Source organism: Stenotrophomonas maltophilia group sp. RNC7 (assembly GCF_030910085.1).
GTDB classification, from domain to species: domain Bacteria; phylum Pseudomonadota; class Gammaproteobacteria; order Xanthomonadales; family Xanthomonadaceae; genus Stenotrophomonas; species Stenotrophomonas sepilia.
The window spans coordinates 1-24733 of record NZ_JAVFVN010000590.1; the positions used below are offsets into that span (position 1 = coordinate 1).

The following is a 24733-nucleotide window of genomic DNA, read 5'->3' on the forward strand; positions in this document are numbered from 1 at the left end:
GTGGTGTTTTTTGGGTTGGTTGGGGGGGGGTTGGTTGGTGTTTTTTTGTTTGGGTTTTTGGTTTCTTGTATTTGGTTTTGGGGGGGGGGGGGGTGGAAATATGTTTTTTTTGGTTTTGTGGGGTTGTGGGGGCGGGGGGCCGGCCCCCGCCCGGGGGGCGGCCCGCCCGCGGCCCACCAACCATCCCCCCCGCGGGGGGGGGGGGGCCCCCAAAAACCCCCGTTGGGGTTGGTGGGGGGGGGGCGCGCCGCGGGCCGGCCACTACCAGGATCAGGCCATGCCTCGCTGCAGGTTCACCGAAGCGCCGGCCAGCGGCCGGCACTACCGAACGCGCCCCCCGCCTTTCCGGCCAGGGGCGCAGGCGGATCAGTCGACGCTGATCCCGGCCAGGCGCTGCAGCGCCTCGGCGTACTTGGCGCGGGTGCGCTCGATGATGTCGGCCGGGATGTTCGGACCCGGGGCGGTCTTGCCCCAGTCCAGCGTCTCCAGGTAATCGCGCACGAACTGCTTGTCGTAGCTCGGCGGGCTGGTGCCCACTTCGTACTCGTCGGCCGGCCAGTAACGCGAGGAATCCGGCGTCAGCATCTCGTCCATGATGTACAGCCGGCCATCGGCGTCGGTACCGAACTCGAACTTGGTGTCGGCCAGGAGGATGCCGCGCTCGCGGGCGTAATCGGCGGCGAACTTGTAGATGCGCAGGGTGGCGTCGCGCACCCGCTCGGCCAGTTCCGCACCGACCTGCTTCACCATCGCGTCGAAATCGATGTTCTCGTCATGGTCGCCGACTGCGGCCTTGGTCGAGGGTGTGAAGATCGGCTCGGGCAGCTGTTCGGCCTGGCGCAGGCCGTCGGGCAGGTCGATGCCGCTGACCTTGCCGGTGCGCTGGTAATCCTTCCAGCCGCTGCCGATCAGGTAGCCGCGGGCGATCGCTTCCACCGGCACCGGCTTCAGCTTGCGGGTGACCACCGCGCGCTTGGCGTACAGCGCCGGATCCACGCCTTCGGGCAGCACGCTGGCCACGTCGATGCCGGTCAGGTGGTTGGGCATCAGGTGCGCGGTCTTGGCGAACCAGAAGTTGGAGACCTGGCAGAGCATCTCGCCCTTGCCCGGGATCGGGTCGGGCAGGACCACGTCGAACGCCGACAGGCGATCGGTGGCCACCATCAGCAGGTAGTCGCCCGGCGGGGTCCCTGCAGGCAGCCGCTCGCGCGGGATATCGAACACATCACGCACCTTGCCGCGATGGCGCAAGGGCAGGCCGGGGAGATCGGATTGCAACAGCGTGGTTGGCACGGGCACTCCTGGGGCGTTGTCGATACGGCTGCTGCCCAACGGACCCGGCGGGCCCGCTGACCAGCGGGCGGCCTAGTGTAAAGCCGTCCGGGCCCGCTGTGACGTAAAATGAGCGTCCATTTCGTCGGTCGACCCCGGAGCGCCATGCGCTGGTACGGAAAACTGCTCGGATTCATCGCCGGCGCCCTGCTGTTCCGGCCCAATCCGCTGTTCGGCGCGGTGGTCGGCCTGCTGATTGGCCACGCCTTCGACAGCGACTGGTTCCGCCTGAACAAGGAAAACCCGTACCGGGAGCTGGGGCTGACCTCCGAGGCCACCGACGCCGAGATCGAGCGCGCCTACCGCAAGCTGATCTCGCAGTACCACCCCGACAAGCTTGGCGGCGCCGCCCCCGAGCTGCAGCAGCAGGCCGAGCAGAAGTCGCGGCGGATCAATGCCGCCTACGACCGCATCAAGACCCTGCGCAAGCGCTGACCCACTTTCCCCTCGTTGCAAGGCCCGGCCATGTCCCACTGCCTCATCGCCCCCTCCATCCTGTCCGCCAACTTCGCCCGCCTCGGCGAGGAAGTCGACAATGTCCTCGCTGCCGGTGCGGACTGGGTCCACTTCGACGTGATGGACAACCACTACGTGCCGAACCTGACCATCGGCCCGATGGTCTGCCAGGCCTTGCGCAAGCACGGCGTCACCGCGCCGATCGACGTGCACCTGATGGTTGAGCCGGTGGACCGCATCATCCCGGACTTCGCCGAAGCCGGTGCCACCTACATCAGCTTCCACCCGGAGGCCAGTCGCCACGTGCACCGCACCATCCAGCTGATCCGCTCGCTGGGCTGCAAGCCGGGCATTGTGCTCAATCCGGCCACCCCGGTGGACATCCTCGACTGGGTGCTGGATGACCTGGACCTGGTGCTGCTGATGTCGGTCAACCCGGGTTTCGGTGGCCAGGCCTTCATCCCCTCGGCGCTGGACAAGCTGCGCGTGGTGCGCCAGAAGATCGATGCCAGCGGCAAGGACATCCGCCTGGAGATCGACGGTGGCGTGAAGGCCGACAACATCGGTGAGATCGCTGCCGCCGGCGCCGACACCTTCGTGGCCGGCTCGGCCATCTTCAACGCCAGGACCAGCTACCAGGACGTGATCGCGCAGATGCGCGCCAACGTCGCTGCGGCACGGGGCTGAGCCATGGGTACGGTGGCCGTGTTGAACATTCGTCCGGCCACCGCGGCCGATGCTGGCCTGATCCTGCATTTCATCCGCGAGCTGGCGATCTACGAGAAGGCCGAGCATTCGGTGCAGACCGATGAGATCGGCATCGCCGAGAGCCTGTTCGGCGCCGACGCGACCGCACGCGCGTTGATCTGCGAAGCCGACGGTGAGGCCATCGGCTATGCGGTGTACTTCTACAACTACTCCACCTGGCTGGGCCGCAAGGGCATCTACCTGGAAGACCTGTACGTCAGCCAGGAAAAGCGCGGTGCCGGTGCCGGCAAAGCGTTGCTGAAGTACATCGCACGCCAGGCCGTGGCCGAAGGCTGCGGCCGTTTCGAATGGTCGGTGCTGGACTGGAACACTCCGGCCATCGAGTTCTACACCGCCGCCGGTGCCAAGCCGCAGGACGAGTGGACCGTGTACCGGCTGCAGGGGCAGGCGCTGCACGATTTCGCCAACGGTTGACGTGAAATGCATCCACGCATGGCGTGGATCTACTGCCGGCAAAAAAAAGGCCACGCCAATCATTGGCGTGGCCTCGCTGCATGCGTGGGAGGCTGATCCTGCCTCCATCCGTCGTCCCTGCTATGGCCTTCCATTCTCCAGCAGCTGAATGACATCTGCGTGACATTCACCGCGGGCAAACAGCGCATTGCTAGCCTGTGCCACCGCATCCCTGGAAGCTCTGCATGACCACCCCGCGCTGGCGCCTGATCCTCAACGGCAAATCCGCCGGCAACGATGAGTTGCGCGACGCCGTCGGCCATTGGCGCGGACAGGGCGTGCAGCTGGAAGTGCGGGTGACCTGGGAGGACGGTGACGCCGAGCGCTATGTCGCCGAGGCGATCGATCATGGCGTGGATGTGATCGTGGCGGCCGGTGGCGATGGCACGCTCAGCGCGGTGGCCGAGACGTTGGCCCATCGTGAGGAACCGGCAGAAGTGCTGCCTTCGCTGGCGTTGATTCCGATGGGGACCGCCAACGACTTCGCCACGTCGGCAGGCATTCCCACCGAGCCCGCCGATGCCCTCGCGCTGATCGGCCAGGTGCCGGCACGGCCCATCGACCTGTTGCGCGTGGATGCCGATGGCACGCCCTGGTGGTGCGCCAACCTCGCCAGTGGTGGCTTCGGCACGCAGGTGACGGTGGAGACCGATGCCGGCTTGAAGAAGATGCTCGGTGGGCTGGCCTACGTGATCACCGGCATCGCCAAGCTGGGCCGCATCGAGCCGATCGCCGCGCGGCTGTCCGGCCCGGACTTCGCCTGGGAAGGTGACTTCATCGCGCTCGGCATCGGCAATGGCCGGCAGGCCGGCGGTGGCCAGCAGCTGTGCCCGCAGGCACTGATCGATGATGGGCTGCTGGATGTGACCGTGCTTCCGGAACTGGAAGGGGAGGTCACCGCCACCCTTGGCCAGATGCTGAAGGCGGGCACCCAGGCCGCACTGGAACAACTCGCCACGCGCGCGCGGTTGCCGTGGCTGCAGATGGAGTCCGAGCGTCCGTTGACGCTCAACCTGGACGGCGAACCGGTGCAGGCCCGTCACTTCCGCGTCGAGTGCGTGCCGGGCAGGGTGCGGATGCACCTGCCGGTCGGTTGCCCGTTGCTGGACGGGCAGGGGTAGAGTCATCGGTCCCCGTGGCCGCTGCGGGCGTCCCGTGGTTCAGTCTCCTGGGGTTCCCCTGCCGCGCAAGCTGCGATACAGTCGAGGGGTGTCCAGCCTGACGACCCCGCATACTCTTTCTTCCGCACGCCGTTGGTGGCGATGGTGGCCCGTTGCCGTCGTCCGCCCCCATAACGCTGTGTCCCGGAAGGAAAGTCGTCTTGAACTCGCACGCTCAGTTTCAGCAGCAGGCCGCTGAAGGCCACACCCACATTCCCGTCGTCCGCGAAGTGCTGTCCGACCTGGACACGCCGCTCTCGGTCTATCTGAAGCTCGCCGACGGCCCCAATACCTACCTGTTTGAATCCGTCGAAGGCGGCGAGCGCTTCGGTCGTTACTCGATCATCGGCCTGCCGGCGCGCCGCGTGTATGCCTTCCACGGCCACACGCTGACCGTGCGCGAAGACGGCCAGGTGGTGGACACCCGCGAGGTAGCCGATCCCTTCGCCGAAGTCGAGGCGCTGCGCAGCGCCCACTCGGTGCCCAAGCTGGACGGCCTGCCGGGCTTCACCGGCGGCCTGGTCGGCTGGTTCGGCTTCGAATGCATCGGCTACATCGAGCCGCGCCTGGCCCCGCCGGCTGGCCGTGATGAGCTGGGCACGCCGGACATCCTGCTGCTGGACTCCAACGAGCTGGCGGTATTCGACAATCTCAAGGGCCGGCTGTACCTGATCGTGCACGCCGACCCGCGTATCGACGGTGCCTTCGAACAGGCGCAGGCGCGCCTGGACGCACTGACTGCGAAGCTGCGTGCGCCGGGTGCCGGCTATCCGGCGCCGCTCAACAGCGACGTGCTGGACGAATCGGATTTCGTCTCCGGCTTCACCCGCGAAGGCTTCGTCGATGCGGTCCAGCGCAGCAAGGAATACATCCGCGCCGGTGACATCTTCCAGGTAGTGCTCAGCCAGCGCCTGAGCGTGCCGTTCAAGGCGCGCCCGGTGGATGTGTACCGCGCGCTGCGCGCGTTGAATCCCTCGCCGTACATGTATTTCCTCGATGTCGGCGACCTGCAGGTGGTCGGTTCCTCGCCGGAGATCCTGGTACGCCTTCAGGATGGCGAAGTCACCGTGCGCCCGATCGCCGGCACCCGCCCGCGTGGCGCCACGCCCGAGCTGGACCTGGCACTGGAAGCTGAGCTGCTGGCCGATCCGAAGGAACGTGCCGAGCACCTGATGCTGATCGACCTCGGCCGCAACGATGCCGGGCGCGTCTCCAGGGCCGGTACCGTGGAAGTGGGCGAGCAGTTCGTGATCGAACGCTACAGCCATGTCATGCACATCGTCAGCGAAGTGACCGGCCAACTGCAGCCGGGCCTGAGCTATGCCGACGTGCTGCGCGCTACCTTCCCGGCCGGCACCGTCAGCGGCGCGCCAAAGATCCGCGCGCTGGAAGTGATCCGCGAACTGGAACCGATCAAGCGCAATGTCTATGCCGGCAGCATCGGCTACATCGGCTGGCACGGCGATGCCGATACCGCGATCGCGATCCGCACTGCGGTCATCAAGGATGGCCGCCTGTACGTGCAGGCCGGCGCCGGCATCGTCTACGACTCGGACCCGGACAAGGAATGGGACGAGACGATGAACAAGGGCCGTGCGCTGTTCCGCGCCGTCGCCCAGGCCGCCAAGGGCCTGTGACGCTCCCCGTGCCGTGGCTTGCGCCGCGGCATCTTCCGCTGTTCCCATTGAAGACAAGGAGTACCGCATGAAGCTGCTGAGCGCATTGCTGTGGTCGTCGCTGCTGGCCACGATGGCCCCGTCTGCGTGGGCGCAGGCCAACACCATCCCCTCGCAGCCGCACCTGCTGGTGAAGGGGCAGGGTACCCGCACGGTGATGCCCGACCGCTTCGGCCTGCAGTTGAACATCGAAGAAACCGACATGGATGCCGACGCCGCGCGCCGCCGCGTGCAGGACAACGTGGCCCGCGTGCTGGCACTGTTCAAGCAGCACAAGGCGGTGGAGGGCAGCGTGCGCGCGGACAACCTGCGGATCGGCCCGGCGACGCGCTATGAGCAGAACCGGCAGGTCTTCATCGGTACCCGCGTATCGCGCCAGCTGCGTGCGAGCTTCGCCAGCGTGAAGGCGATGCAGGATGTGCTGGGTGCGTTGAAGGCCGACGAGAACGTACAGGTCAGCAGCCTGGCGCCAACCTATTCGGGTGAAGTGGCGCTGCGCCGCGAACTCAAGGGTGAGGCGGCGGCCCAGACCCGCGAGTCCGCGCAGGGCCTGGCCAAGGCCTACGGCACCCGGCTGCGCGGCCTGTACAGCATTTCCGACGTAGCGCCGAACTTTGCTTATGGCATCCAGGCCGGCAGTTGGCCGAGCAGTGGGGATCTGGTGACGCCGCCTTCGCCGCCCGCGCCCGAGGCACCGATGAACAGCATCGAGACCACGGGCTCCCGCCTGCCCGAGTCGGTCGAAGCCGGCCCCATCACCTACACCGAAAACGTGTACGCCATTTTCCTGATAAGCGACGGAACCTGACCATGTTGTGGATGATCGACAACTACGACAGCTTCACCTACAACCTCGTGCAGTACCTGCAGACGCTGGGCGCCGAGGTGAAGGTGGTGCGCAACGATGCGATGAGCGTGGACGAGATCGCCGCGCAGAAGCCCGAGCGCATTGTCATTTCGCCCGGCCCGTGCACGCCCAACGAAGCGGGCGTGTCGCTGGAGCTGATCCAGCGGCTGGGCCCGACCACGCCGATCCTCGGCGTGTGCCTGGGCCATCAGGGCATCGGCCAGGTCTACGGCGGCACCGTGATCCGCGCCGGCAACATCATGCATGGCAAGACCTCGCCGATCCGCCATGAAGGCAAGGGCGTGTTCGCCGGCCTGCCGGACCGCTACCAGGCTACCCGCTACCACTCGCTGGTGGTGGACAAGAACAGTCTGCCGGACTGCCTGGAAGTGACCGCCTGGACCGAGAACGAGGACGGCTCGATCGAAGAGATCATGGGCCTGCGCCACCGCCAGTTCCCGGTGGAAGGCGTGCAGTTCCACCCCGAATCCATCCTCACCGAACACGGTCACGCCCTGCTGCGCAATTTCCTGCAGCGCCCGGCGGCCTGATCCAAGGAGCATTCCCATGAGCTTCTCCCCCCAGGAAGCCCTGCAACGCACCATCGAGCACCGCGAGATCTTCTTCGACGAGATGGTCGACCTGATGCGGCAGATCATGCGCGGCGACGTATCGCCGATGATGACCGCCGCCATCCTCACCGGCCTGCGGGTGAAGAAGGAAACCATCGACGAGATCGCCGCAGCCGCCACGGTCATGCGCGAATTCGCGCTGGCGGTGCCGGTGGCCGACAGCACCCACCTGGTCGACATCGTCGGCACCGGTGGCGATGGCTCGCACACCTTCAACATCTCCACCTGCGCGATGTTCGTTGCGGCTGCGGCCGGTGCGCGCGTGGCCAAGCATGGCAACCGCAGCGTGTCGTCCAAGTCCGGCAGCGCCGATGCGGTCGAGGCGCTGGGCGCGGCCATCGAGCTGCAGCCAGCGCAGGTGGCCGCTGCCATCGAGCAGACCGGCATCGGCTTCATGTTCGCGCCGATCCATCATCCGTCGATGAAGGTCGTCGCGCCGGTCCGGCGCGAGATGGGGGTGCGCACCATCTTCAACATTCTCGGTCCGCTGACCAACCCCGCCAGCGCGCCGTCGGTGCTGATGGGCGTGTTCCATCCTGATCTGGTGGGTATCCAGGCGCGCGTGCTGCGCGAGCTGGGAACCGAGCGCGCCATGGTGGTCTGGGGCCGCGACAACATGGATGAGATCTCGCTGGGCGCCGGCACCCTGGTGGGCGAGCTGCGCGACGGCAAGGTGCGCGAGTACGAGATCCACCCGGAGGACTTCGGCATCGCCATGTCGGCCAGCCGCAACCTGCGCGTGGACAGCCCGGAGCAGTCCATCCAGATGCTGCGCGCGGTGCTGGACAACGAGCCCGGCCCGGCGCTGGACATCGTCGCGCTCAATGCCGGCGCCGCGCTGTACGTGGCCGGCGTGGCCAGCGACATCGGTGATGGCCTGGCCCGCGCCCGTGCTGCCATCGCCAATGGCAGCGCCCGCCAGCGCCTGCAGCAGTATGTGGAGACCACCCGCGCGCTGGTTGCCTGAGCGCGCGGTTCAGCCTGACCTCGTCGATGGCCGATAATGGCCGTCCTCAGCGCCCCCGCACCGAATCGAAGACGATGAGCGACATCCTGCAGACGATCCTGGCCCGCAAGGCCGAAGAAGTGGCCCAGCGCCGCGCCCAGCGCCCGCTCGAGGCGCTGCAGGCCGCCGTGGCCAGCGCCCCGCCGGTACGTGGCTTCGTACGCGCGTTGCAGGCGGCCGTGGCCAACGGCGACCCGGCGGTGATTGCCGAGGTGAAGAAGGCCAGCCCGTCCAAGGGCGTCATCCGCCCCGATTTCCGGCCGGCCGATATCGCGGTCAGCTACGAGTTCGGTGGTGCCAGCTGCCTGTCGGTGTTGACCGACGTGGACTTCTTCCAGGGCGCCGATACCTACCTGCAGCAGGCCCGTGAAGCCTGCACGCTGCCGGTGCTGCGCAAGGACTTCGTGATCGACGCCTATCAAGTGTACGAGGCGCGCGTGCTGGGCGCCGACTGCATCCTGCTGATCGTCGCCGCGCTGGACGACACCCAGCTGGCCACGCTGTCCGAACTGGCGCTGTCGCTGGGCATGGACGTGCTGGTGGAAGTGCACGACATCGACGAACTGGAGCGCGCACTGCAGGTGCCGGCGCCGATGATCGGCATCAACAACCGCAACCTGCGCACCTTCGAGGTGTCGCTGCAGACCACGCTGGACATGCAGCAGGCGGTGCCGCGTGACCGCCTGCTGGTCACCGAGAGCGGCATTCTCGGCCCGCAGGACGTGGCGCTGATGCGCGATGCAGGCATCCATGCCTTCCTGGTCGGAGAGGCCTTCATGCGCGTGGAAGAGCCGGGCGAGGGCCTGCGTCAGCTATTCTTCGCAACATGACAACGCACTATCCGACGCCGCGCGAGGATGCGCCGCTGGTGGTCTTCGACTTCGACCACACCCTCTACGACGGCGATTCGGGTACCCACCTGTTCGCCTCGCTGATCAAGCGCAACCCGTTGCGCATGCTGGCGGCGCTGCTGGTCACGCCGATTGCCGGGCCGATGGTGGCGATGCTGCCGACCCGTCGCGCGGGCATCTCGGTCTATGTGTGGATCGGCAGCTTCGGCCTGCACCGTGCGCGCGACTTCAACAAGGTGATCGACGCCTACGTGCTGCGCAACCAGGCGCAGATGCGCGCCAAGCTGCTGCCGCAGGCGCTGGAGGTGTTCGCCGCGCACCGCGCCAAGGGCGATCGCGTGGTGGTTGCCACCGGCGCGCCGCCGGAGCTGGCCCGCGCGATCCTGGCCTTCGTGGCTCATCAGGATGTGCCGGTGATCGGCACCGAGGTCGGCCCGCGGCTGGGCGGTGTTGGCCCGACCCGGCACTGCCACAACGAAGAGAAGATGCGCATGCTGCGCGAACGCGGCTATGGCGACATCGATATCGCCTACTCCGACAGCACCGCCGACCTTCCGCTGCTGCTGGCGGCCAAGGCGCCGGTGGTGGTGAACCCGAAGCCGGGGCGGGTGGCGTTCTTCCGCCGCGTGCTGCCGGCCGGCACCCGCATCCTCAACTGGGGATGCGTGGATCGCGGCGGCGACAAGGCCTGACCCGCACCTGTTGTAGAGCCGAGCCATGCTCGGCTGCTCTTCGTTGCGGGATCCGTGCGTCCTCAGCCGAGCATGGCTCGGCTCTACAGGGGATGCTTCAGCGGTAGAGGTGCCCGTACACCGCATGCCCGATCTGGAACAGGCTGATCCCCAGCACCAGCACGCCGACGGCCACCAGCACCCAGCGCTCCTTCACCCGCTTGACCAGGATCGCCGCCACCGGCGCGGCCATCATGCCGCCGATCAGCAGGCCGGCGACGATCTGCAGATGCTGCACGCCCATCGACAACAGGAAGGTCGCTGACACCGTCAACGTGACCACAAACTCGGCTGCGTTGACTGTTCCGATGGTGGTGCGCGCCTGGCCGCCGCGGGCGAGCAGGGTGGACGTCGCGATCGGCCCCCAGCCACCGCCGCCGCTGGCGTCGAGCAGGCCGGCGAAGAAGCCCAGCACCGGCACCCGGCGTATCTCGCCCTTGGGCATCCAGCGCCCAGCGGCGCGGGCCAGGATGAGGATCGCCAGCACCAGCAGGTACAGGTAGATCAGTGGCCGGATGATCTCGCCCGGGACCTGCGTGAGCACGTACGCGCCCACGGCACCGCCCACTGCGCCGGGCAGGGCCAGGCGCAGGAACAGGCGTTTATCGACATTTCCGGCTGCGAGGTGCGACACCCCCGAGGCGCCCGTGGTGAACACTTCCGCGGTGTGGATGCTGGCGCTGACCTGTGCCGGGGGCAGGCCCATGCTCAGCATCACCGACGAGGACACCAGGCCGAACGCCATGCCCAATGCACCGTCCACCAGCTGTGCGCCGAGGCCGATGAGGATGAACCACCAGAATTCGCTGCTCAGCTCCATGTACCGAGCCTAGCCCAGCGGGCCGCGCAGGGGCCGTGTAGAGCCGAGCCCTTGCGCGGCTGCCTTTGACGTACCGCAGCCGAGCGTCGGCTCGGCTCTACAGGATGGCTCGGCAGCGTTGGGTTGCCTTGCAATCAACGGGTGCCGTACAGCACCACGGTCTTGCCGCGGGCATGCAGCAGGCCGTCGGTCTGCAGCTTCTTCAGCACGCGGCCGGCCATTTCGCGCGAGCAGCCGACCAGTCGCGCCAGTTCCTGTCGCGAGACGCGCAGCTGGCTGCCCTGCGGGTGGCTCATCGCCTCCGGTTCCTGCGCCAGGTCGTGCAGGGTGCGCACGATCCGGTCGGTAACGTCCAGGAATGCCAGGCGGCTGGCCTTGCGGCTGGTGTCGAGCAGGCGCTTGGAAATCTGCTGGCCCAGCGCATACAGCAGGCGCGGGGCATCGGCCGACAGCGGGCCGAGGAACAGCTGATGCAGGCGCTCGTAGCTGATTTCAGCCAGCTCGCAGGCGGTACGGGTCCGCAGGATCACCTCGCGGCGGTCCGATTCGACGAACAGGCCCATCTCGCCGACGAACTCGCCCGCACCGAAGTAGCCCAGCACAAGCTCGCGATCGTCATCTTCCTCGGCCATGATCGAAACCGAGCCGCTGATGACGTAATACAGGGTTCCCGCCGGGTCTCCGGGCCGGAAGACGTCGGTACGGGTGGGATATCGCCGCCTGTGGCTGTGCGCCAGGAAACGATCGATTGTGGCGATATCCAGGGCCAGTGGACTGCTAGCTAGGCGCACGGTTGACACGATAGGAGCGCTCCCTCTGCGCATGAACGGATTCACGGGGTCGATAGCGGAGCTTAACCAGCGCAATTGTTAAGGGCAAACAGTGTGCCAGAACTCTTGCGTCTTCACGTTCCCCCCGGAGGCAGTTTGCCCCATAATTCCCCCTTTCCCTTCTTACACAGGAATCGACCGCCGTGGTCAAGCCGTTGCCTCGCCTGAGGCTGCAGGGTTTCAACAACCTCACCAAGGCGCTGAGCTTCAACATCTATGACGTGTGTTACGCGCGCACCGAAGAGGAGCGTCAGCGTTACATTGAATACATCGATGAAGAGTACAACGCCGACAGGCTGACTCAGATCTTGACCGATGTCGCCGAGATCATCGGCGCCAACATCCTGAACGTGGCCCGCCAGGACTACGATCCGCAGGGTGCCTCGGTGACCATCCTGATCTCCGAAGAACCGGTGATCGACAAGAAGCTGGCCGGCAAGGAGCTGATCTCCGACGCCGTGGTCGCGCACATGGACAAGAGCCACATCACGGTCCATACCTACCCGGAAACCCATCCGCAGGAAGGTATCGCCACGTTCCGCGCAGACATCGACGTGGCCACCTGTGGCGTCATTTCCCCGCTGAAGGCCCTGAACTACCTGATCGAGAGCCTCGAGTCGGACATCGTGATCATGGACTACCGCGTCCGTGGCTTCACCCGCGATGTGAAGGGCAAGAAGCACTTCATCGACCACAAGATCAACTCGATCCAGAACTTCCTGGCCAAGAACATCAAGTCGCGTTACGAGATGTTCGACGTCAACGTCTACCAGGAGAACATCTTCCACACGAAGATGCACCTGAAGGACTTCGACCTGGACCAGTACCTGTTCGAGGAAAAGGCCAAGAACCTGTCGTTCAAGGAACGCATGAAGATCGAAGCGCTGCTCAAGCGCGAGATCGAAGAGCTGTTCCACGGCCGGAACCTGTCCGAGTAAGCCCCATGTGCGATGCCCGCAGGCATCGCCACCCAGGCGGGACGACCCGCCCCGTGGAACCAGTGCCCCGCACGCGTTACAGTTCCACGGTGATGTACCGACCCACGGCCCGGTGTGAAAACACCGGGCCGTTTCGTTTTTCTCAAGAAAGGTAAGGAGCCCCCACCCATGCCCTGGATCTACCTGCTGCTGGCCGGCCTGTTCGAGATCGGTTTCGCCCTCGGAATGAAGTACTCCGAAGGCTTCAGCAAACCCCTGCCCACCGTTGCCACGGTGGTATCGGCCCTGATCAGCCTGTACCTGATGAGCCAGGCGATGAAGAGCATCCCGGTCGGCACCGCCTATGCGATCTGGACCGGCATCGGTGCCATGGGCGTGGCTGTGCTCGGCATCTACCTGTTCAATGACAGTGCGTCGCCGGCCCGCCTGGCCTGCGTGGGCCTGATCGTGGCCGGCGTGATCGGCTTGAAGCTGGTGTCGCCCAACTGATTGATGGCCCGACCAACGGTCGGGCCCCACCGTCGCCCCCCGCACCTCCTGGTAGGCCCACACCGTTGGTGCGGGCGACCCTTCAAATGCGGTAGGCGATGGTCTTCATCACCCTGGAGGCCAGCGCCATCACGCCCGGGATCGGGAACGGCAGGCGGCGTGCGCCGGCCTGCTCGGCGTGCTCCGCATGGCGGGCTTCGTCTTCCTTCATCACCTGGATGACCGCGCGGCTGCGCAGGTCGCTGGCCGGCAGGTCGACCAGGTGCTCGTCCAGATGGGCTTCCACCTGGCGCTCGGTTTCGACCACGAAGCCCAGGTTCCAGCCGTCGCCACGCAGCCCGGCCAGGGTGCCGATGGTGTAGCTGCCGGCATACCAGAGCGGGTTGAACAGGCTCGGACGGCTGTCCAGTTCGCCCAGCCGGGTGGCGCACCAGGCCAGGTGGTCGGTCTCTTCCTGGGCCGCTTCCAGCAGGTGTTCACGCGTGGCCGGGTCGCGGGCCACGGCGGCCTGGCCGAAGTACAGGCCCTGCGCGCAGACCTCGCCGACATGGTTGATCCGCATCAGCCCGGCCGCATGGCGGCGTTCAGTGCTGTCCATGCCCGGCTCGTCGGTGTCCGCAGCCGGGTAGGGACGGGCCGCCGGCGGGTTGCCGAACACCGTGTCCAGGGCGCGCTGCGCCTCGGTCAGCAGGTGGTCCAGCGGGGTGATCTGGCGGAGCACGGTCATGGCGGTACACGGTGGGGCGGAAGACCCCGCGATTCTCGCCCGGCCCCGTCCCCCTGCCAACCCGGTCAGGGGCCGGCTTGCAACGGGGGTCTGACCTGCGTACAATCCCGCCTCTTACGCTTCACCTTTTCACAACGCGTGGCAGAGTTCCGGTGAGCCTTTCGCCGCAATGAGCCCGACCTAACCTAGAGTTCTTCATGAGCACTTTCACTGCCAAGAACGAGACCGTCCAGCGCGACTGGTACCTCGTCGACGCCGAGGGCAAGACCCTGGGCCGTCTCGCCACCGAGCTGGCCCGCCGTCTGCGCGGCAAGCACAAGCCGGTCTACACCCCGCACGTTGATACCGGCGACTACCTGGTCGTCATCAATGCAGAAAAGATTGCCGTCACTGGCAAGAAGCTGCAGGACAAGATGTATCACCGTTTCACCGGTTACATCGGCAACCTGAAGACCGAATCCCTGGCACAGGCGCTGGAGCGCCACCCGGAGCGCGTGATCGAGATCGCCGTGAAGGGCATGCTGCCGAAGGGCCCGCTGGGTCGCCAGATGTACCGCAAGCTCAAGGTCTACGCCGGCACTGAGCATCCGCACGCCGCACAGCAGCCGCAGGTTCTGGATATCTAATCATGGCTATCACTCAAAACTACGGCACTGGCCGCCGCAAGTCCTCCACCGCTCGCGTGTTCCTGCGCAAGGGTTCGGGCAACATCACCGTCAATGGCCGTCCGCTGGACGAGTTCTTCGGTCGTGAGACTGCGCGCATGATCGTGCGCCAGCCGCTCGAGCTGACCAAGAACACCGAAAGCTTCGACATCCTGGTCACCGCCGCTGGCGGCGGCACCACCGGCCAGGCCGGTGCGATCCGTCTGGGCATCGCCCGTGCTCTGGTCGAGTACGACGAAACCCTGAAGTCCGAGCTGCGCAAGGCTGGCTTCATGACCCGTGACGCCCGTGAAGTCGAGCGTAAGAAGGTTGGTCTGCACAAGGCCCGCCGCGCCACCCAGTTCTCCAAGCGCTGATCTACCGCGCCTGGTTGGGCTCCTTCGGGAGCCCGCTGGATGGGAAAGCAAAAGCCCGGCTTCGGCCGGGCTTTTGTCGTTTCGGGGGGATGCATTTCCGGGTTGCCGGCCAGCGGCCGGCACTACCCGTGGTTTCGCATCTCGGAAGGGGTGGGGTCAGAGCCCTTTCCTTTGGAAAAGGATCCGACCCCGGGCCTCTCTCTGGAGAAGAGCCCCCTTGTTGTTCAAGGGGGCGCGCCGACAGGCGCGGGGATAAGGTGGAATGCGCGACCAAATTAAAAGCAAAAGGCCAGATCTTTCGATCTGGCCTTTTGCTTTTAATTTGGCTGCCCCGGATGGATTCGAACCACCGAATGCCTGAGTCAGAGTCAGGTGCCTTACCGCTTGGCGACGGGGCAAAACGTGCAACTATTTTCTCACTTTTCACACTGAAAAACAACTTGATTTTCAGTGTGGTGGCTATGGGTGGACTCGAACCACCGACCCCAGCATTATGAGTGCTGTGCTCTAACCGGCTGAGCTACATAGCCTTGGTGAGCCCGCTATTCTGCGGATGTGTATCGACCCTGTCAACACTTTTGTGTCGTGCTTGTGGGTCGACAGAGGGCATGGGATAGTCCCGACCAGTAGATTTTCTTAGGAGTCCGCATCGTGATCGATCCGGACGGCTATCGACCGAACGTCGGCATTGTGCTGATGCGGCAGGACGGCCAGGTGTTCTGGGCACGACGTGTGCGCCGGGACGGCTGGCAGTTCCCGCAGGGCGGCATGAACACCGACGAGACGCCTGTCGAGGCCATGTATCGTGAACTGCAGGAAGAGACCGGCCTGCTGCCTGAGCACGTGGAAGTGCTCGGGGCGACGCCCGGCTGGCTGCGCTACAAGCTGCCGGCGCGGGCCATCCGCCGCAATGAGCGGCAGGTCTGCATCGGCCAGAAGCAGGTCTGGTTCCTGCTGCGCCTGACCGGCGACGAATCGCATGTGCAGCTGGACCATACCGATTCGCCCGAGTTCGACCACTGGCGCTGGGTGGACTTCTGGTACCCGGTGGAGCACGTGGTGATGTTCAAGCGTGGCGTCTATGCGCGCGCTCTGCGACATCTGGCGCCGTTGGCGCGCGGGGTGGCCGGGCAGGGCGTCAGCGCCATGCCCAAGAGTGCCGCCGAGGCCTGGATGCCGGGCCACGCAGCCGGCCACGACAGGCCCCGGAAGCGCACGCCCAAGCGCGGCGGCTACTGGCCGCGCAAGGCCAAGGGGGAGTCCGGGGCGGTTTGAATGGGAGGCCACGCAGGCTGTGGGTCGATCCGTCACAACGCGTCCCCCGCCGGCTGTTTCCAGCAGGACCTGGCTGCCCGCCGGGCCGGTCAATCCGACTCTGAACGGTATCGAGAATGGTTCAGGTCTCTGATTGACAACCATTCTCGTTTCCATTGGAATACGCAACAGGCCGCTTCTGGCCTGTCAGCCCGGTTCCCGCCTGTGTACGTCTGCATCTGCAACGGAGTCACCGACCACCAGATCCGCGAAGCCGCCAGCCATGGCGTCAGCACGGTGGCCGAACTGACCATGCGTACCGGTTGCGGTGCCACCTGCGGTTCGTGCCTGGACATGGCCGGCGACCTGCTGGCCAAGGCACGCGCGACGCACGATCTGCCGCTGCCGGTCCTCGGTCTGGCCCAGGTCGCCTGACGTCTCTTTCGCGGCGCGCTGACGCCGCGCTTCCGCATCCTTCACGCGTGGCCGCATAGGCCAATGCGCACGATTCGCGTTCCTTCACGACCGCACGCAAGGCGTTAAAGTGCCTGCGTTTTCAGTGTGCAGGAGCATCCCCATGAAGGGCGACACCAAGGTCATCGAATTCCTCAACAAGGTCCTCTACAACGAGCTGACCGCGATCAACCAGTACTTCCTGCACGCCAAGATGCTGAAGAACTGGGGCATCAAGGAACTGGCCGAACATGAGTACAAGGAATCGATCGACGAGATGAAGCATGCCGACATGCTCGCCGACCGCATCCTGTTCCTTGAAGGCCTGCCGAACTTCCAGGCGCTGGGCAAGCTGCGCATCGGCGAGAACCCGACCGAGATCCTGCAGTGCGACCTGTCGCTGGAACGCGATGGCGTGGTCACCCTGCGCGAGGCCGTGGCCTATTCCGATTCGGTCGGTGACTACGTCAGCCGCCAGCTGTTCGTGAAGATCCTCGACTCGGAGGAAGAACACATCGACTGGCTGGAAACCCAGCTCGACCTGATCGAGCGCATCGGCGAGCCGAAGTACCTGCTGAGCAAGCTGGAAGAGTGAATCAGCGGTCCTGGCCGGCGCGATGCTGTGCCAGGTAGCCCGTCAGTGCAACGCGCGCCCGGGCGAATTCCGCAACCAGCAGCGCCACCGCCACTGCGGGGCGCTGCAGGCTGCCACTACGGGCTTCGTGCTCGATCCGCTGCGCGATCGCCGACAGCGACAACGCTCCCACGTTCGCGCTTGATGATTTCAGGCTGTGCGCGACGGCCTGCATGCGCGGTTCATCGCTGTTCCACGCGGCCAACTGCAACTGCTGCACCATCGCCGGCACATCTTCAAGAAACACCGTGACGATCTGGGTGGCAGCATCGCCGATCACCGCGTGCAGTTCATCCAGCACATCGCGGTCGAGCACCGGTTGTGGTGCTGGCGCCACCTGCTTTTCCGGATTCGGTAGAGCCGAGCCATGCTCGGCTGAAGGCGTGCGACTGCAATTGGCCGTCAGCCGGGCATGGCCCGGCTCTACAGAAGGCCGTGCAGGTGATGCCGCTTTACCGCCACCCCAGCGCTGCAGCAGCGCATGCAGCGTTGCGCGCGCGATCGGCTTGGACAGGTAATCGTCCATGCCGGCCTGCAGGCAGCGCTCGCGGTCGCCGGCCATCGCATTGGCGGTCATCGCGATGATCGGCAGTCGCGCACGCCCGGTTTCCGCTTCTTCGGCGCGCCAGCGGCGCGTGGCGGCGTAGCCGTCCAGCACCGGCATCTGGCAATCCATCAGCACGATGTCCAGCCCGCCTTCGCGAAGGGCGGCCAGGGCCTGTTCGCCATCGGCGGCGTTGCGCACCTCGCACTGGAACACCCGCAGCAGCTGCTCGGCCACCATCCGGTTCACCGTATTGTCCTCCACCACCAGCACGCGCAGATGCAGCGGCGGCAGCGTGGCAGCCGGTTGCTCGTGTTCCGCGCTGGCCAGCAGCGCAGCGGGGCGGGCAGAGGCGACCGGTGCCGCCAGCAGTGCATGCAGGGCGGCGTCGTCGAAGTGAGAGGGCAGCTGGCGCTGGCGGGGGCGTTGCGCAATCGCATCCTCCTGCAGCCACAGTACCTGCAGTGCATCGTCGTCGCCGCGTTCTCCCAGTGCAAGCTGCAGCGTGGCCTCGCCATTGCGGCGTGCGCGCGCATCGACCAGCAGCCAGGCGGGTGCCGGTTTTCCGGGCCGCGCGGGAGCGCGCAGGCGCTCGACCACGCTGTCCAGTTGCGCCAGCACCTGCACCTGCAGTCCATGGTGGGCAGCGATGCGCTCGATGCGTGCCTGCAGCGTTGCATCGGCACTGAACAGCAGCAGCGGTGCCGGCGCGCGCGTCATCGCCGGCAGGTCGCCAGGAACCTTCAGCAGCGGGATCTCGAACCAGAACGTAGCACCCTGGCCGGGCGTGGACTGCACACCGATACGCCCATGCATCAGGTCGATGATGCGCTTGCAGATGGCCAGGCCCAGACCGGTGCCGCCGTAGATGCGCGTAGTGGATGCGTCGGCCTGGCTGAAAGACTGGAACAGGCGTGCCTGCAGCGTGTCGTCGATGCCGATGCCGGTATCGATGATCTCGAAGCGCAGCTGGTGCTGCGCGGCACCTTCGCCCAGGCGCAGCACACGCAGCTGCACCTGGCCGCGGGCGGTGAACTTGATCGCATTGGCCAGCAGGTTGCTCAGCACCTGGCGCAGGCGCACCGGGTCGCCGCGCACCGGCAGGCGCACCGATGGATCCAGCTGCAGGCCCAGTGCCAGGCCCTTGGCGTCGGCGGCGCGCTGCATCAGCTGCACCACGCCATCGAGCAGATCGCGGAGGTTGAAGCTGGTGATTTCCAGCTCCAGCGCCTGTGCTTCCAGCCGGGAGTAGTCGAGGATGTCGTCGACGATGCGCAGCAGCTGCTGCGAGCTGGCCGAGGCGGTGGCCAGCATCTGCCGCTGGTCCTCGCCCAGTGGCCCGCGTGCGATCAGCTCCAGCATCGGCAGGATGCCATTGAGCGGGGTGCGGATCTCGTGGCTCATCGTGGCCAGGAACTCGCCCTTGGCCAGCACGGCCGCCTCGGCGGCCTGCTTGGCCTGCAGCAGCTGTTGTTCCAACTGGCCCTGGCGTTCAGTGGTATGGCGTAGCTGGTCCCGTTCAGCGGCCAGCGCGCCGTGCGTGCGCTGCAGCTGCGCCAGCGCACGGTCGCGCGCACGAAGCCGCAGGCCCAGCACCATCAGCGCGATGGTGGCCGCGGCGAGGGCAACCAGCAGCACGCCCCACAGCGGCACGTCAGAGCACCGCGTTGTGGAAGTCGAAGTTCAGGTCGCTGCCGGCCGACTGCACCATGTTGCCCTGGATGTAGTCGACGCCGCCGACCCACATCGCCGCCGCAGCCTGCGGATCCTCGATCTGCTGGCCGATGATCTGCAGCCCGGCGGCATGGGCCTGATCGATCGCCTTGCGCAGCTCCTCGCGCGTGGCCGGATTGGCATGGCTGCTGGAAAAGCGCGCAGCCATGCGCACGAACGACAGCGGCAGCTGGTTCAGCAGGGCATCGGCCTCGCCGCTGGGTTCGAACTGGCTCAGGCAGAAGCGCACCCCGGCACTGGCCATGCGCTGGCAGAACTGCTGCAGCGGCACGGTGTGGATCAGTGCGTCCGGCAGGCGCACGTCGATCACCAATGCACTGCCCGGCAGGTCACGCTGCTGCAGTGATTCCAGCAGCCAGTCGCCAAAGGCATCGCGCTGCAGCGTGCGCAGCGACTGCGAGACGAACAGGTTCAGCGGCTGCGTTGCGTGCCGGTACAGGTCCAGCAGGCCCAGCGCATGGTCCATCACCTGCTGGTCGAGGTCGGCGATGCGGCCTGCCGCCTCGGCGGCGGGAATCACCTGGCCGGCCGCCAGCACCGTGCCATCGGCCTGGCGCAGGCGCAGCAGCAGCTGGTACTGCGCGGTGTTGCCACCGGCGACGGCGACGATCGGCTGATAGGCCAGCTCCAGCTGGCCTTCCAGCAGTGCCAGGTGTTCCTGTTCGGTGACGGCCTGGCGGTGCACGTGGCCCGCCACGCCGGCGCTGAGCAGGCGTGCCTGCAGGGTGGTGCGCTCGACCGCTTCCAGTGCAGCGTTGGCATCGTCGAAGCCCGGCGACAGCGGCGCGTAACCCACCACGCCGCGCAGGTGCACCGATTCATCGTCGCGGATCACGAAGGCGCGCGCCGAGAGCTGCTCACGCAGGGTCGCGGCGATGCTTTCCAGGCTGTCTTCATCGGTATTGCGGGCCAGCAGCAGGAAGCTGTTGTCGTTCAGGCGTGCCAGCAGGTGCGGATGGCCGGCTTCGGCCAGGCGCTGCCCGGCCTGCACCATCAGCCGTTCAAACGCGGCATAGCCATAGCGTTCGCGCAGGCCCAGCGCGCTGGCCACTTCGATGAAGAACACGCCGCCCTGATCGCGGTGGGCGAGTGCGGTGTTGAGCTGCTGCAGCACGTGGTGGCGCGTCGGCAGGCCGGTTTCCGGATTGCTGGTGGCCGGTGCGCCGGTGGCGCCGGGGAGGGTGGCGGCCTGGGCTCGTGCGCGGCGGATGCGGTTGGCCACCGCTGCGATCAGGTGGCGGGGCCGGATCGGCTTGCTCAGGTAGTCGTCCGCGCCGCTGTCGAGGACTTCGAACTGGCGCTCCGGATCCGGATCACCGCTGAGGAACACGATCGGAAGCAGCTGCAGGCCGGGCTGCTGGCGGATCAGCGCGGTCAGGCGCATGCCGTCCAGGCCGGGCAGATGAAGATCCATCAGGATCAGGTCGGGGCGGTGCTCCTTGATGGCCTGCAGCGCGGCATCGGCATCGTTGTGGACGATCGCCTGCATGCCGGCGCCGTGCAGCACGCTCTGCGCGAACAGGGCCTGCGCGCGATCATCCTCAACGATCAGCACGCGGTAGGGCGAGTCCGATGGCGACGGGGCCAGATCGTTGTTGCCGGCGTCGGCCAGTGCGACCGGGCCGGGCAGCGGCGGCGGCGCGCTGTTGGCCGGCGTGGACGCATCGGCCGCGACAGGAGATGGGGTCGCCGCCATCGGTGGGTCCACGGCCGGAGGTGCCGTCTCGGGGGCCCAGCGTTGCCAATGGTCGGCCGGAGGGGTTTCAGCGCGTCCCGGGCGGGCGCCCGCGGGGGATTCGTTTGCGGCCATCGGTGCTCCTGGTGTTCGCGTCCATTATGCGACAAGCCCGGCGCTCAGCCGGTACCGGTGTGCCCTGGCGGTGCTGCCGATGCACCGCGCGCCAGCCAGCGCACGCCCTTCCACAGGGCGCGCCAGACCAGCCACACCAGCAGCGCACCGGCCAGGCTGCAGGCCAGCACCACGATCAGCGCGATCCACGGGTGTGCCAGGGCGAGGGCCAGGCCACCGATCACGACGGTGTCTTCGGCCGCAGAGGCGACCCAGTTGCTGGCCGGTTCCGGCGAGGTGTTGAGCAGGGCGCGGGTACCGGCCTTCAGGCCATGGCTGGCCAGGGCGACGCCGGCACCGGCGGCGAGCGCACCGGTGCCCAGCTGGCCATCCGGCGACAGCGTGGCCGCCGCGAGGAATGCGCCGGCGGGTACGCGCGCGAGCGTCTGCACCAGGTCCCACACCGAATCCACGCCAGGGATCTTGTCGGCGAAGAACTCGGCCACCGCCAGCGTCGCCGAGGTGCCCAGCACCCACCAGGATTCGGTGGCCTGCAGGGCGGGGGGCAGGTCGACCCAGCCAAGCAGCCCGGCCAGGCCGACACCGAACACGGTGAGGTAGACGCGGATACCGGCCAGCCAGGCCAGCAGGATGCCGATCACGAACAGGTGGGCTTCGGTCATGGCGGTGCTCCGGCGACGGAACTGTGCAGGGGGCCACACTATCGACGATGGCGTGCCTGAACGCCACAGACCGTGGCCGGCCACTGCGCAGGAAACCCACCCGTCCTGTCATACACTAGCCCGTCGTTTGCCACAGGGGCCGTACCGGTGTCGCCCTTGCGATACCCCGGAAACCACCCATGACCAACCGTCCTCCCATGCGCGTGCAGGTCCGCCTGCCCGGCGCGCCGCAACCGCCTGCCGACCGTCGCCGCCTGCTGGTGATCGGCGGCATCTGGCTGCTCAGCCTGGTGCTGGCGGTGCTTGGCGGCTGCTGGATGGCCACCCCGCGCGATGCCCAGGGCCAGCGCCTGCAGGCCGCCGAGAAGCGTGCCGAGGCGCTGCAGGCGCAGCTGACCGAGCTGCGCCAGAAGCAGGCCACGCTGGAAGCCTCCGACCGCATCAGCCGTGCCGCCAATACCGAGGTGCAGTCCTCGTTGGCCGAGCGCGATGAGGAAATCGCCGGGCTGCGCGCCGATGTTGCCTTCTATGAGCGGCTGGTCGGCTCGACCAGCCAGCGCAAGGGCCTGAACACCCATTCGATCGAGTTCAGCCCGGAAGCGGCCGGCACCTGGCAGTACACCGCCGTGCTGACCCAGAACCTCAACCGTGGGGCCATCAGCCAGGGGCAGATGCGCTTCACCGTGGAAGGCGTGAAGAACGGCAAGCTGGCCACGATCAGCTGGGATGATCTGCACCAGCGCAGCAAGGTGCCGGGACAGGACTACTCGTTCCGGTACTTCCAGCAGCTCACCGGCAGCGTGATGCTGCCGGCTGACTTCACCCCGCAACGCGTGCGGGTGACATTGGGGAGTGGTACGGGGGGTACCACCCAGGTATTCGACTGGAAACAGGCCGGTGCGCCGGCCAGCAAAGGGGAGTAGGCAGATGTTCGGAAGCAGCAAATCCAACCGTGAAGGCCAGCTGGTGGTGGACGCCCTGATCGGCAACCAGGTGGTGATCCGCGGTGATGTGGAATTCAGTGGTGGCCTGTATGTGGAAGGCCGCATCCACGGCAAGGTGATCGCCGCCGAAGGCGCCAGTGGTGCGACCCTGACGGTTGCCGAGCACGGCGTGATCGAAGGTGAGATCCGGGCCCAGGTGGTGGTCATCAGTGGCCGCCTGGACGGCGATGTACACGCTACCGAGAAGGTCGAGTTGACCCCGAGCGCACGGGTCAATGGCAACGTCCATTACCAGGTGGTGGAGATGAACGCGGGCGCGCAGCTGAACGGCCGCCTGATCCATGCCAGCGCCCCGATGGCAGCCTTGCCGGCTCCGGAAGGCGAAGACGCCCCGGATGGCAAGGGCGATACCGCCGCGCGTCGCAAGCTGGCCGAGGCGATGGCTTGAAAGCCGTCGTCGGCACCCCCATGCTGGCAGCATGAGCACGCTAGTCTCCCTGCCCGGCGCCACCCCGGTTGCCGCGCCCGATTACCAATCGCTGGAGCGCCCGCTGAACTTCACCGAGTCGGCGGCCGCCAAGGTCAAATCCCTGATCCAGGAAGAGGGCAACCCCGACCTGGCCCTGCGTGTGTACATCGAGGGAGGCGGCTGTTCGGGCTTCCAGTACGGGTTCGAGTTCGACGAGAACCGTGCCGACGATGACCTGGCGGTACAGACCAGCGGTGTGACCCTGCTGGTCGACCCGCTGAGCCTGCAGTACCTGATGGGCGCGGAGGTGGATTACACCGAGAGCCTGACGGGTGCCCAGTTCGTGATCCGCAACCCGAACGCAAAGACCACCTGCGGCTGCGGCAGCAGTTTCAGCATGTAAGCAGGGCGCGGGGCCTGTGTCCCGCGCGACAAGGTGTGTGGAGCAAGCTCCACACCCACAGGCGGTTTCCGCAAAGCCTGCGGCTTGCCACCTGCATCGATTGGCGGCACGCTTGGCGGATGCCCAATACTCCTTCGCCGCTTTCCGGTTTTGCCTTCGTTGGCGAACCGTTGGAGCGCGCCGATGCCCTGCGCGAAGATGCCGATGCACTGGCGCGCCTGTGGCCGGGCGCGCGCATCCTCGTCCTCGATCACGATGGCAGCGCCTTCACCGGCGATGACGACCAGCCGCTGGCGCTGACCGGCGCCGACGTCGGCGGTGGCCCGGGCGCCGCAGTTTTCCTGGGGCTTCGCGGTGATCAGGCATGGTTCTCGGTCGAAGCCACCAATGTCACCGTGAGCGCGCCACGCCGACTGGATCTGCGCCAGGCTGCGTTGTTGTGGCCGATGGCCGATGCCACCGCTTTCAGCTATGCCCGTGGCATGTCCTACTGGCACTCGCGCACCCGCTTCTGCGGCGTATGCGGCGGCGCGGTGGCGTTTGCCCGTGGCGGCTTCGTCGGCCGTTGCGCGCAGTGTTCCACCGAACACTATCCGCGCGTCGATCCGGCGGTGATCGTCGCCGTGGAAAACCAGGGCCGGCTGCTGCTGGGCCGACAGTCGAACTGGGCCCCGCGCCGTTACTCGGTGCTGGCCGGCTTCGTCGAACCTGGCGAGACCTTCGAGCAGACCGTGGTGCGCGAAGTCCATGAGGAGAGCAAGGTGCGGGTGACCGCCTGCCAGTACCTCGGTTCGCAGCCGTGGCCGTTCCCCGGCGCGCTGATGGTCGGCTTCCGTGCACAGGCGCATGACGACCTGCCGACCGTGGATGGCGAGCTGGAAGACGCGCGCTGGTTCAGTGCCGACGAGGTCGGCGCCGCGTTGGCGCGCGATGTGGAGGACGACGGCCAGGGCATCCGCCTGTCGCCACCGATCTCGATTTCGCGGAGCCTGATCGAACACTGGTACCGCCAGCAGCGAGGCTGAGCCGGCGTTTCGGCCGGGCCGATCGTGGCAGCTGTATTGCCGCCACCTGAACACGGCCCGGGTT

Annotated in this window: 28 protein-coding genes and 2 tRNA genes; 21 read left to right on the forward strand and 9 right to left on the reverse strand. The window is 66.7% G+C overall.

What is annotated here, in order from left to right; translation table 11 throughout:
* Positions 1-366: 366 nt before the first annotated feature.
* Positions 367-1293: a phosphoribosylaminoimidazolesuccinocarboxamide synthase gene (locus tag RCF13_RS11090; protein ID WP_061478205.1), complete on the reverse strand. Its 927-nt coding sequence runs from the start codon at positions 1291-1293 to the stop codon at positions 367-369.
* A 144-nt stretch (positions 1294-1437) separates the two neighbouring features.
* Between RCF13_RS11090 and RCF13_RS11095 the strand changes: the two genes are divergently transcribed.
* The 10 genes from RCF13_RS11095 to RCF13_RS11140 all read left to right on the forward strand — a co-directional run bounded on the left by RCF13_RS11095 (position 1438) and on the right by RCF13_RS11140 (position 9873).
* Entirely contained in the window at positions 1438-1767 is a 330-nt protein-coding gene (locus RCF13_RS11095) for a DnaJ domain-containing protein (protein ID WP_008265098.1), read from the forward strand.
* Positions 1768-1797: 30 nt separating this feature from the next.
* Positions 1798-2475, forward strand: a complete 678-nt coding sequence (rpe, locus tag RCF13_RS11100; protein ID WP_134968154.1) for a ribulose-phosphate 3-epimerase — start codon at positions 1798-1800, stop codon at positions 2473-2475.
* A 12-nt stretch (positions 2476-2487) separates the two neighbouring features.
* Positions 2488-2970 carry a GNAT family N-acetyltransferase gene (locus tag RCF13_RS11105; protein WP_132863895.1) on the forward strand — a complete coding sequence of 161 codons (483 nt, stop codon included), beginning with the start codon at positions 2488-2490 and terminating at the stop codon, positions 2968-2970.
* A gap of 224 nt (positions 2971-3194) precedes the next feature.
* A complete protein-coding gene (gene yegS / locus RCF13_RS11110; RefSeq protein ID WP_134968153.1) occupies positions 3195-4130 on the forward strand; it encodes a lipid kinase YegS in 936 nt (311 codons plus the stop codon).
* A 200-nt stretch (positions 4131-4330) separates the two neighbouring features.
* A complete protein-coding gene (gene trpE, locus RCF13_RS11115; protein ID WP_134968152.1) occupies positions 4331-5806 on the forward strand; it encodes an anthranilate synthase component I in 1476 nt (491 codons plus the stop codon).
* A 67-nt stretch (positions 5807-5873) separates the two neighbouring features.
* On the forward strand, positions 5874-6653 hold the full coding sequence (locus RCF13_RS11120) for an SIMPL domain-containing protein (RefSeq protein ID WP_134968151.1): 780 nt from the start codon (positions 5874-5876) through the stop codon (positions 6651-6653).
* A gap of 2 nt (positions 6654-6655) precedes the next feature.
* The gene (locus tag RCF13_RS11125) at positions 6656-7243 is read left to right on the forward strand and encodes an aminodeoxychorismate/anthranilate synthase component II (protein WP_005419831.1); all 588 of its coding nucleotides are present in this window, start codon (positions 6656-6658) and stop codon (positions 7241-7243) included.
* A 16-nt stretch (positions 7244-7259) separates the two neighbouring features.
* Positions 7260-8291 carry an anthranilate phosphoribosyltransferase gene (gene trpD, locus RCF13_RS11130; protein WP_049443905.1) on the forward strand — a complete coding sequence of 344 codons (1032 nt, stop codon included), beginning with the start codon at positions 7260-7262 and terminating at the stop codon, positions 8289-8291.
* 74 nt (positions 8292-8365) lie between these two features.
* On the forward strand, positions 8366-9160 hold the full coding sequence (gene trpC, locus RCF13_RS11135) for an indole-3-glycerol phosphate synthase TrpC (RefSeq protein ID WP_061478198.1): 795 nt from the start codon (positions 8366-8368) through the stop codon (positions 9158-9160).
* Positions 9157-9873, forward strand: a complete 717-nt coding sequence (locus RCF13_RS11140) for a haloacid dehalogenase-like hydrolase (RefSeq protein ID WP_005419826.1) — start codon at positions 9157-9159, stop codon at positions 9871-9873. The genes trpC and RCF13_RS11140 overlap by 4 nt, the downstream gene beginning before the upstream one ends.
* Before the next feature lie 97 nt (positions 9874-9970).
* On the opposite strand, the gene RCF13_RS11145 is transcribed toward RCF13_RS11140, so the two are convergent.
* Positions 9971-10732, reverse strand: a complete 762-nt coding sequence (locus RCF13_RS11145) for a sulfite exporter TauE/SafE family protein (RefSeq protein ID WP_061478197.1) — start codon at positions 10730-10732, stop codon at positions 9971-9973.
* Positions 10733-10866: 134 nt separating this feature from the next.
* Positions 10867-11556, reverse strand: coding sequence for a cAMP-activated global transcriptional regulator CRP (crp, locus tag RCF13_RS11150; protein WP_010482649.1), 690 nt, complete (start codon positions 11554-11556; stop codon positions 10867-10869).
* Between the two features lie 149 nt (positions 11557-11705).
* Here crp and speD point away from each other — a divergent pair, with 149 nt between their 5' ends.
* Together speD and sugE are read left to right on the forward strand one after the other, a co-directional pair.
* Complete coding sequence (gene speD / locus RCF13_RS11155; RefSeq protein ID WP_005411315.1) at positions 11706-12500, forward strand: adenosylmethionine decarboxylase; 795 nt, start codon at positions 11706-11708, stop codon at positions 12498-12500.
* A 168-nt stretch (positions 12501-12668) separates the two neighbouring features.
* A complete protein-coding gene (gene sugE / locus RCF13_RS11160; protein ID WP_005419816.1) occupies positions 12669-12989 on the forward strand; it encodes a quaternary ammonium compound efflux SMR transporter SugE in 321 nt (106 codons plus the stop codon).
* A gap of 82 nt (positions 12990-13071) precedes the next feature.
* Here sugE and coq7 read toward each other — a convergent pair whose 3' ends face one another.
* Positions 13072-13716, reverse strand: a complete 645-nt coding sequence (gene coq7 / locus RCF13_RS11165; RefSeq protein WP_053443613.1) for a 2-polyprenyl-3-methyl-6-methoxy-1,4-benzoquinone monooxygenase — start codon at positions 13714-13716, stop codon at positions 13072-13074.
* A 197-nt stretch (positions 13717-13913) separates the two neighbouring features.
* Here coq7 and rplM point away from each other — a divergent pair, with 197 nt between their 5' ends.
* The gene (rplM, locus tag RCF13_RS11170; RefSeq protein WP_005414692.1) at positions 13914-14342 is read left to right on the forward strand and encodes a 50S ribosomal protein L13; all 429 of its coding nucleotides are present in this window, start codon (positions 13914-13916) and stop codon (positions 14340-14342) included.
* Between the two features lie 2 nt (positions 14343-14344).
* On the forward strand, positions 14345-14737 hold the full coding sequence (gene rpsI, locus RCF13_RS11175) for a 30S ribosomal protein S9 (protein WP_005411311.1): 393 nt from the start codon (positions 14345-14347) through the stop codon (positions 14735-14737).
* Between the two features lie 323 nt (positions 14738-15060).
* Here rpsI and RCF13_RS11180 read toward each other — a convergent pair.
* Positions 15061-15135 (reverse strand) — tRNA-Gln (locus tag RCF13_RS11180).
* A 55-nt stretch (positions 15136-15190) separates the two neighbouring features.
* Positions 15191-15267 (reverse strand) — tRNA-Met (locus RCF13_RS11185).
* Between the two features lie 121 nt (positions 15268-15388).
* On the opposite strand from RCF13_RS11185, the gene RCF13_RS11190 reads away from it, so the two are divergent.
* From RCF13_RS11190 to bfr, 3 genes are all read left to right on the forward strand, one after another.
* Entirely contained in the window at positions 15389-16012 is a 624-nt protein-coding gene (locus RCF13_RS11190; RefSeq protein ID WP_005419809.1) for an RNA pyrophosphohydrolase, read from the forward strand.
* 204 nt (positions 16013-16216) lie between these two features.
* Positions 16217-16426, forward strand: a complete 210-nt coding sequence (locus tag RCF13_RS11195) for a bacterioferritin-associated ferredoxin (protein ID WP_005411309.1) — start codon at positions 16217-16219, stop codon at positions 16424-16426.
* A 142-nt stretch (positions 16427-16568) separates the two neighbouring features.
* The gene (gene bfr, locus RCF13_RS11200; protein WP_005419804.1) at positions 16569-17039 is read left to right on the forward strand and encodes a bacterioferritin; all 471 of its coding nucleotides are present in this window, start codon (positions 16569-16571) and stop codon (positions 17037-17039) included.
* A gap of 1 nt (position 17040) precedes the next feature.
* Here the strand turns inward: bfr and RCF13_RS11205 are convergent, their stop codons facing one another.
* The 3 genes from RCF13_RS11205 to RCF13_RS11215 are packed head-to-tail and all read right to left on the reverse strand — an operon-like array spanning position 17041 to position 21828.
* Entirely contained in the window at positions 17041-19275 is a 2235-nt protein-coding gene (locus tag RCF13_RS11205; protein ID WP_134968150.1) for an ATP-binding protein, read from the reverse strand.
* A gap of 1 nt (position 19276) precedes the next feature.
* Positions 19277-21166: an EAL domain-containing protein gene (locus RCF13_RS11210; protein WP_154351523.1), complete on the reverse strand. Its 1890-nt coding sequence runs from the start codon at positions 21164-21166 to the stop codon at positions 19277-19279.
* A 44-nt stretch (positions 21167-21210) separates the two neighbouring features.
* Positions 21211-21828 (reverse strand): DUF4126 domain-containing protein, encoded by a 618-nt coding sequence (locus RCF13_RS11215; protein ID WP_061478194.1) that lies wholly within the window; start codon positions 21826-21828, stop codon positions 21211-21213.
* Between the two features lie 179 nt (positions 21829-22007).
* On the opposite strand from RCF13_RS11215, the gene RCF13_RS11220 reads away from it, so the two are divergent.
* From RCF13_RS11220 to nudC, 4 genes are all read left to right on the forward strand, one after another.
* Entirely contained in the window at positions 22008-22751 is a 744-nt protein-coding gene (locus RCF13_RS11220; protein WP_005419791.1) for a DUF6776 family protein, read from the forward strand.
* Between the two features lie 4 nt (positions 22752-22755).
* Positions 22756-23220 carry a polymer-forming cytoskeletal protein gene (locus tag RCF13_RS11225; protein WP_049415389.1) on the forward strand — a complete coding sequence of 155 codons (465 nt, stop codon included), beginning with the start codon at positions 22756-22758 and terminating at the stop codon, positions 23218-23220.
* Positions 23221-23251: 31 nt separating this feature from the next.
* Complete coding sequence (gene erpA / locus RCF13_RS11230) at positions 23252-23644, forward strand: iron-sulfur cluster insertion protein ErpA (RefSeq protein WP_134969324.1); 393 nt, start codon at positions 23252-23254, stop codon at positions 23642-23644.
* Between the two features lie 119 nt (positions 23645-23763).
* On the forward strand, positions 23764-24669 hold the full coding sequence (nudC, locus tag RCF13_RS11235; protein WP_061478193.1) for an NAD(+) diphosphatase: 906 nt from the start codon (positions 23764-23766) through the stop codon (positions 24667-24669).
* The last annotated feature ends 64 nt before the right edge of the window (positions 24670-24733 follow it).

Coding starts and splice junctions, on each gene's coding strand:
- RCF13_RS11095 (WP_008265098.1), top strand. CDS start 1,438: ATGCGCTGGTACGGAAAACTGCTCGGATTCATCGCCGGCGCCCTGCTG.
- rpe (WP_134968154.1), top strand. CDS start 1,798: ATGTCCCACTGCCTCATCGCCCCCTCCATCCTGTCCGCCAACTTCGCC.
- yegS (WP_134968153.1), top strand. CDS start 3,195: ATGACCACCCCGCGCTGGCGCCTGATCCTCAACGGCAAATCCGCCGGC.
- RCF13_RS11120 (WP_134968151.1), top strand. CDS start 5,874: ATGAAGCTGCTGAGCGCATTGCTGTGGTCGTCGCTGCTGGCCACGATG.
- RCF13_RS11125 (WP_005419831.1), top strand. CDS start 6,656: ATGTTGTGGATGATCGACAACTACGACAGCTTCACCTACAACCTCGTG.
- trpD (WP_049443905.1), top strand. CDS start 7,260: ATGAGCTTCTCCCCCCAGGAAGCCCTGCAACGCACCATCGAGCACCGC.
- trpC (WP_061478198.1), top strand. CDS start 8,366: ATGAGCGACATCCTGCAGACGATCCTGGCCCGCAAGGCCGAAGAAGTG.
- RCF13_RS11140 (WP_005419826.1), top strand. CDS start 9,157: ATGACAACGCACTATCCGACGCCGCGCGAGGATGCGCCGCTGGTGGTC.
- RCF13_RS11145 (WP_061478197.1), bottom strand. CDS start 10,732: ATGGAGCTGAGCAGCGAATTCTGGTGGTTCATCCTCATCGGCCTCGGC.
- crp (WP_010482649.1), bottom strand. CDS start 11,556: ATGCGCAGAGGGAGCGCTCCTATCGTGTCAACCGTGCGCCTAGCTAGC.
- sugE (WP_005419816.1), top strand. CDS start 12,669: ATGCCCTGGATCTACCTGCTGCTGGCCGGCCTGTTCGAGATCGGTTTC.
- coq7 (WP_053443613.1), bottom strand. CDS start 13,716: ATGACCGTGCTCCGCCAGATCACCCCGCTGGACCACCTGCTGACCGAG.
- rplM (WP_005414692.1), top strand. CDS start 13,914: ATGAGCACTTTCACTGCCAAGAACGAGACCGTCCAGCGCGACTGGTAC.
- rpsI (WP_005411311.1), top strand. CDS start 14,345: ATGGCTATCACTCAAAACTACGGCACTGGCCGCCGCAAGTCCTCCACC.
- bfr (WP_005419804.1), top strand. CDS start 16,569: ATGAAGGGCGACACCAAGGTCATCGAATTCCTCAACAAGGTCCTCTAC.
- RCF13_RS11210 (WP_154351523.1), bottom strand. CDS start 21,166: ATGGCCGCAAACGAATCCCCCGCGGGCGCCCGCCCGGGACGCGCTGAA.
- RCF13_RS11215 (WP_061478194.1), bottom strand. CDS start 21,828: ATGACCGAAGCCCACCTGTTCGTGATCGGCATCCTGCTGGCCTGGCTG.
- RCF13_RS11220 (WP_005419791.1), top strand. CDS start 22,008: ATGACCAACCGTCCTCCCATGCGCGTGCAGGTCCGCCTGCCCGGCGCG.
- RCF13_RS11225 (WP_049415389.1), top strand. CDS start 22,756: ATGTTCGGAAGCAGCAAATCCAACCGTGAAGGCCAGCTGGTGGTGGAC.
- erpA (WP_134969324.1), top strand. CDS start 23,252: ATGAGCACGCTAGTCTCCCTGCCCGGCGCCACCCCGGTTGCCGCGCCC.
- nudC (WP_061478193.1), top strand. CDS start 23,764: ATGCCCAATACTCCTTCGCCGCTTTCCGGTTTTGCCTTCGTTGGCGAA.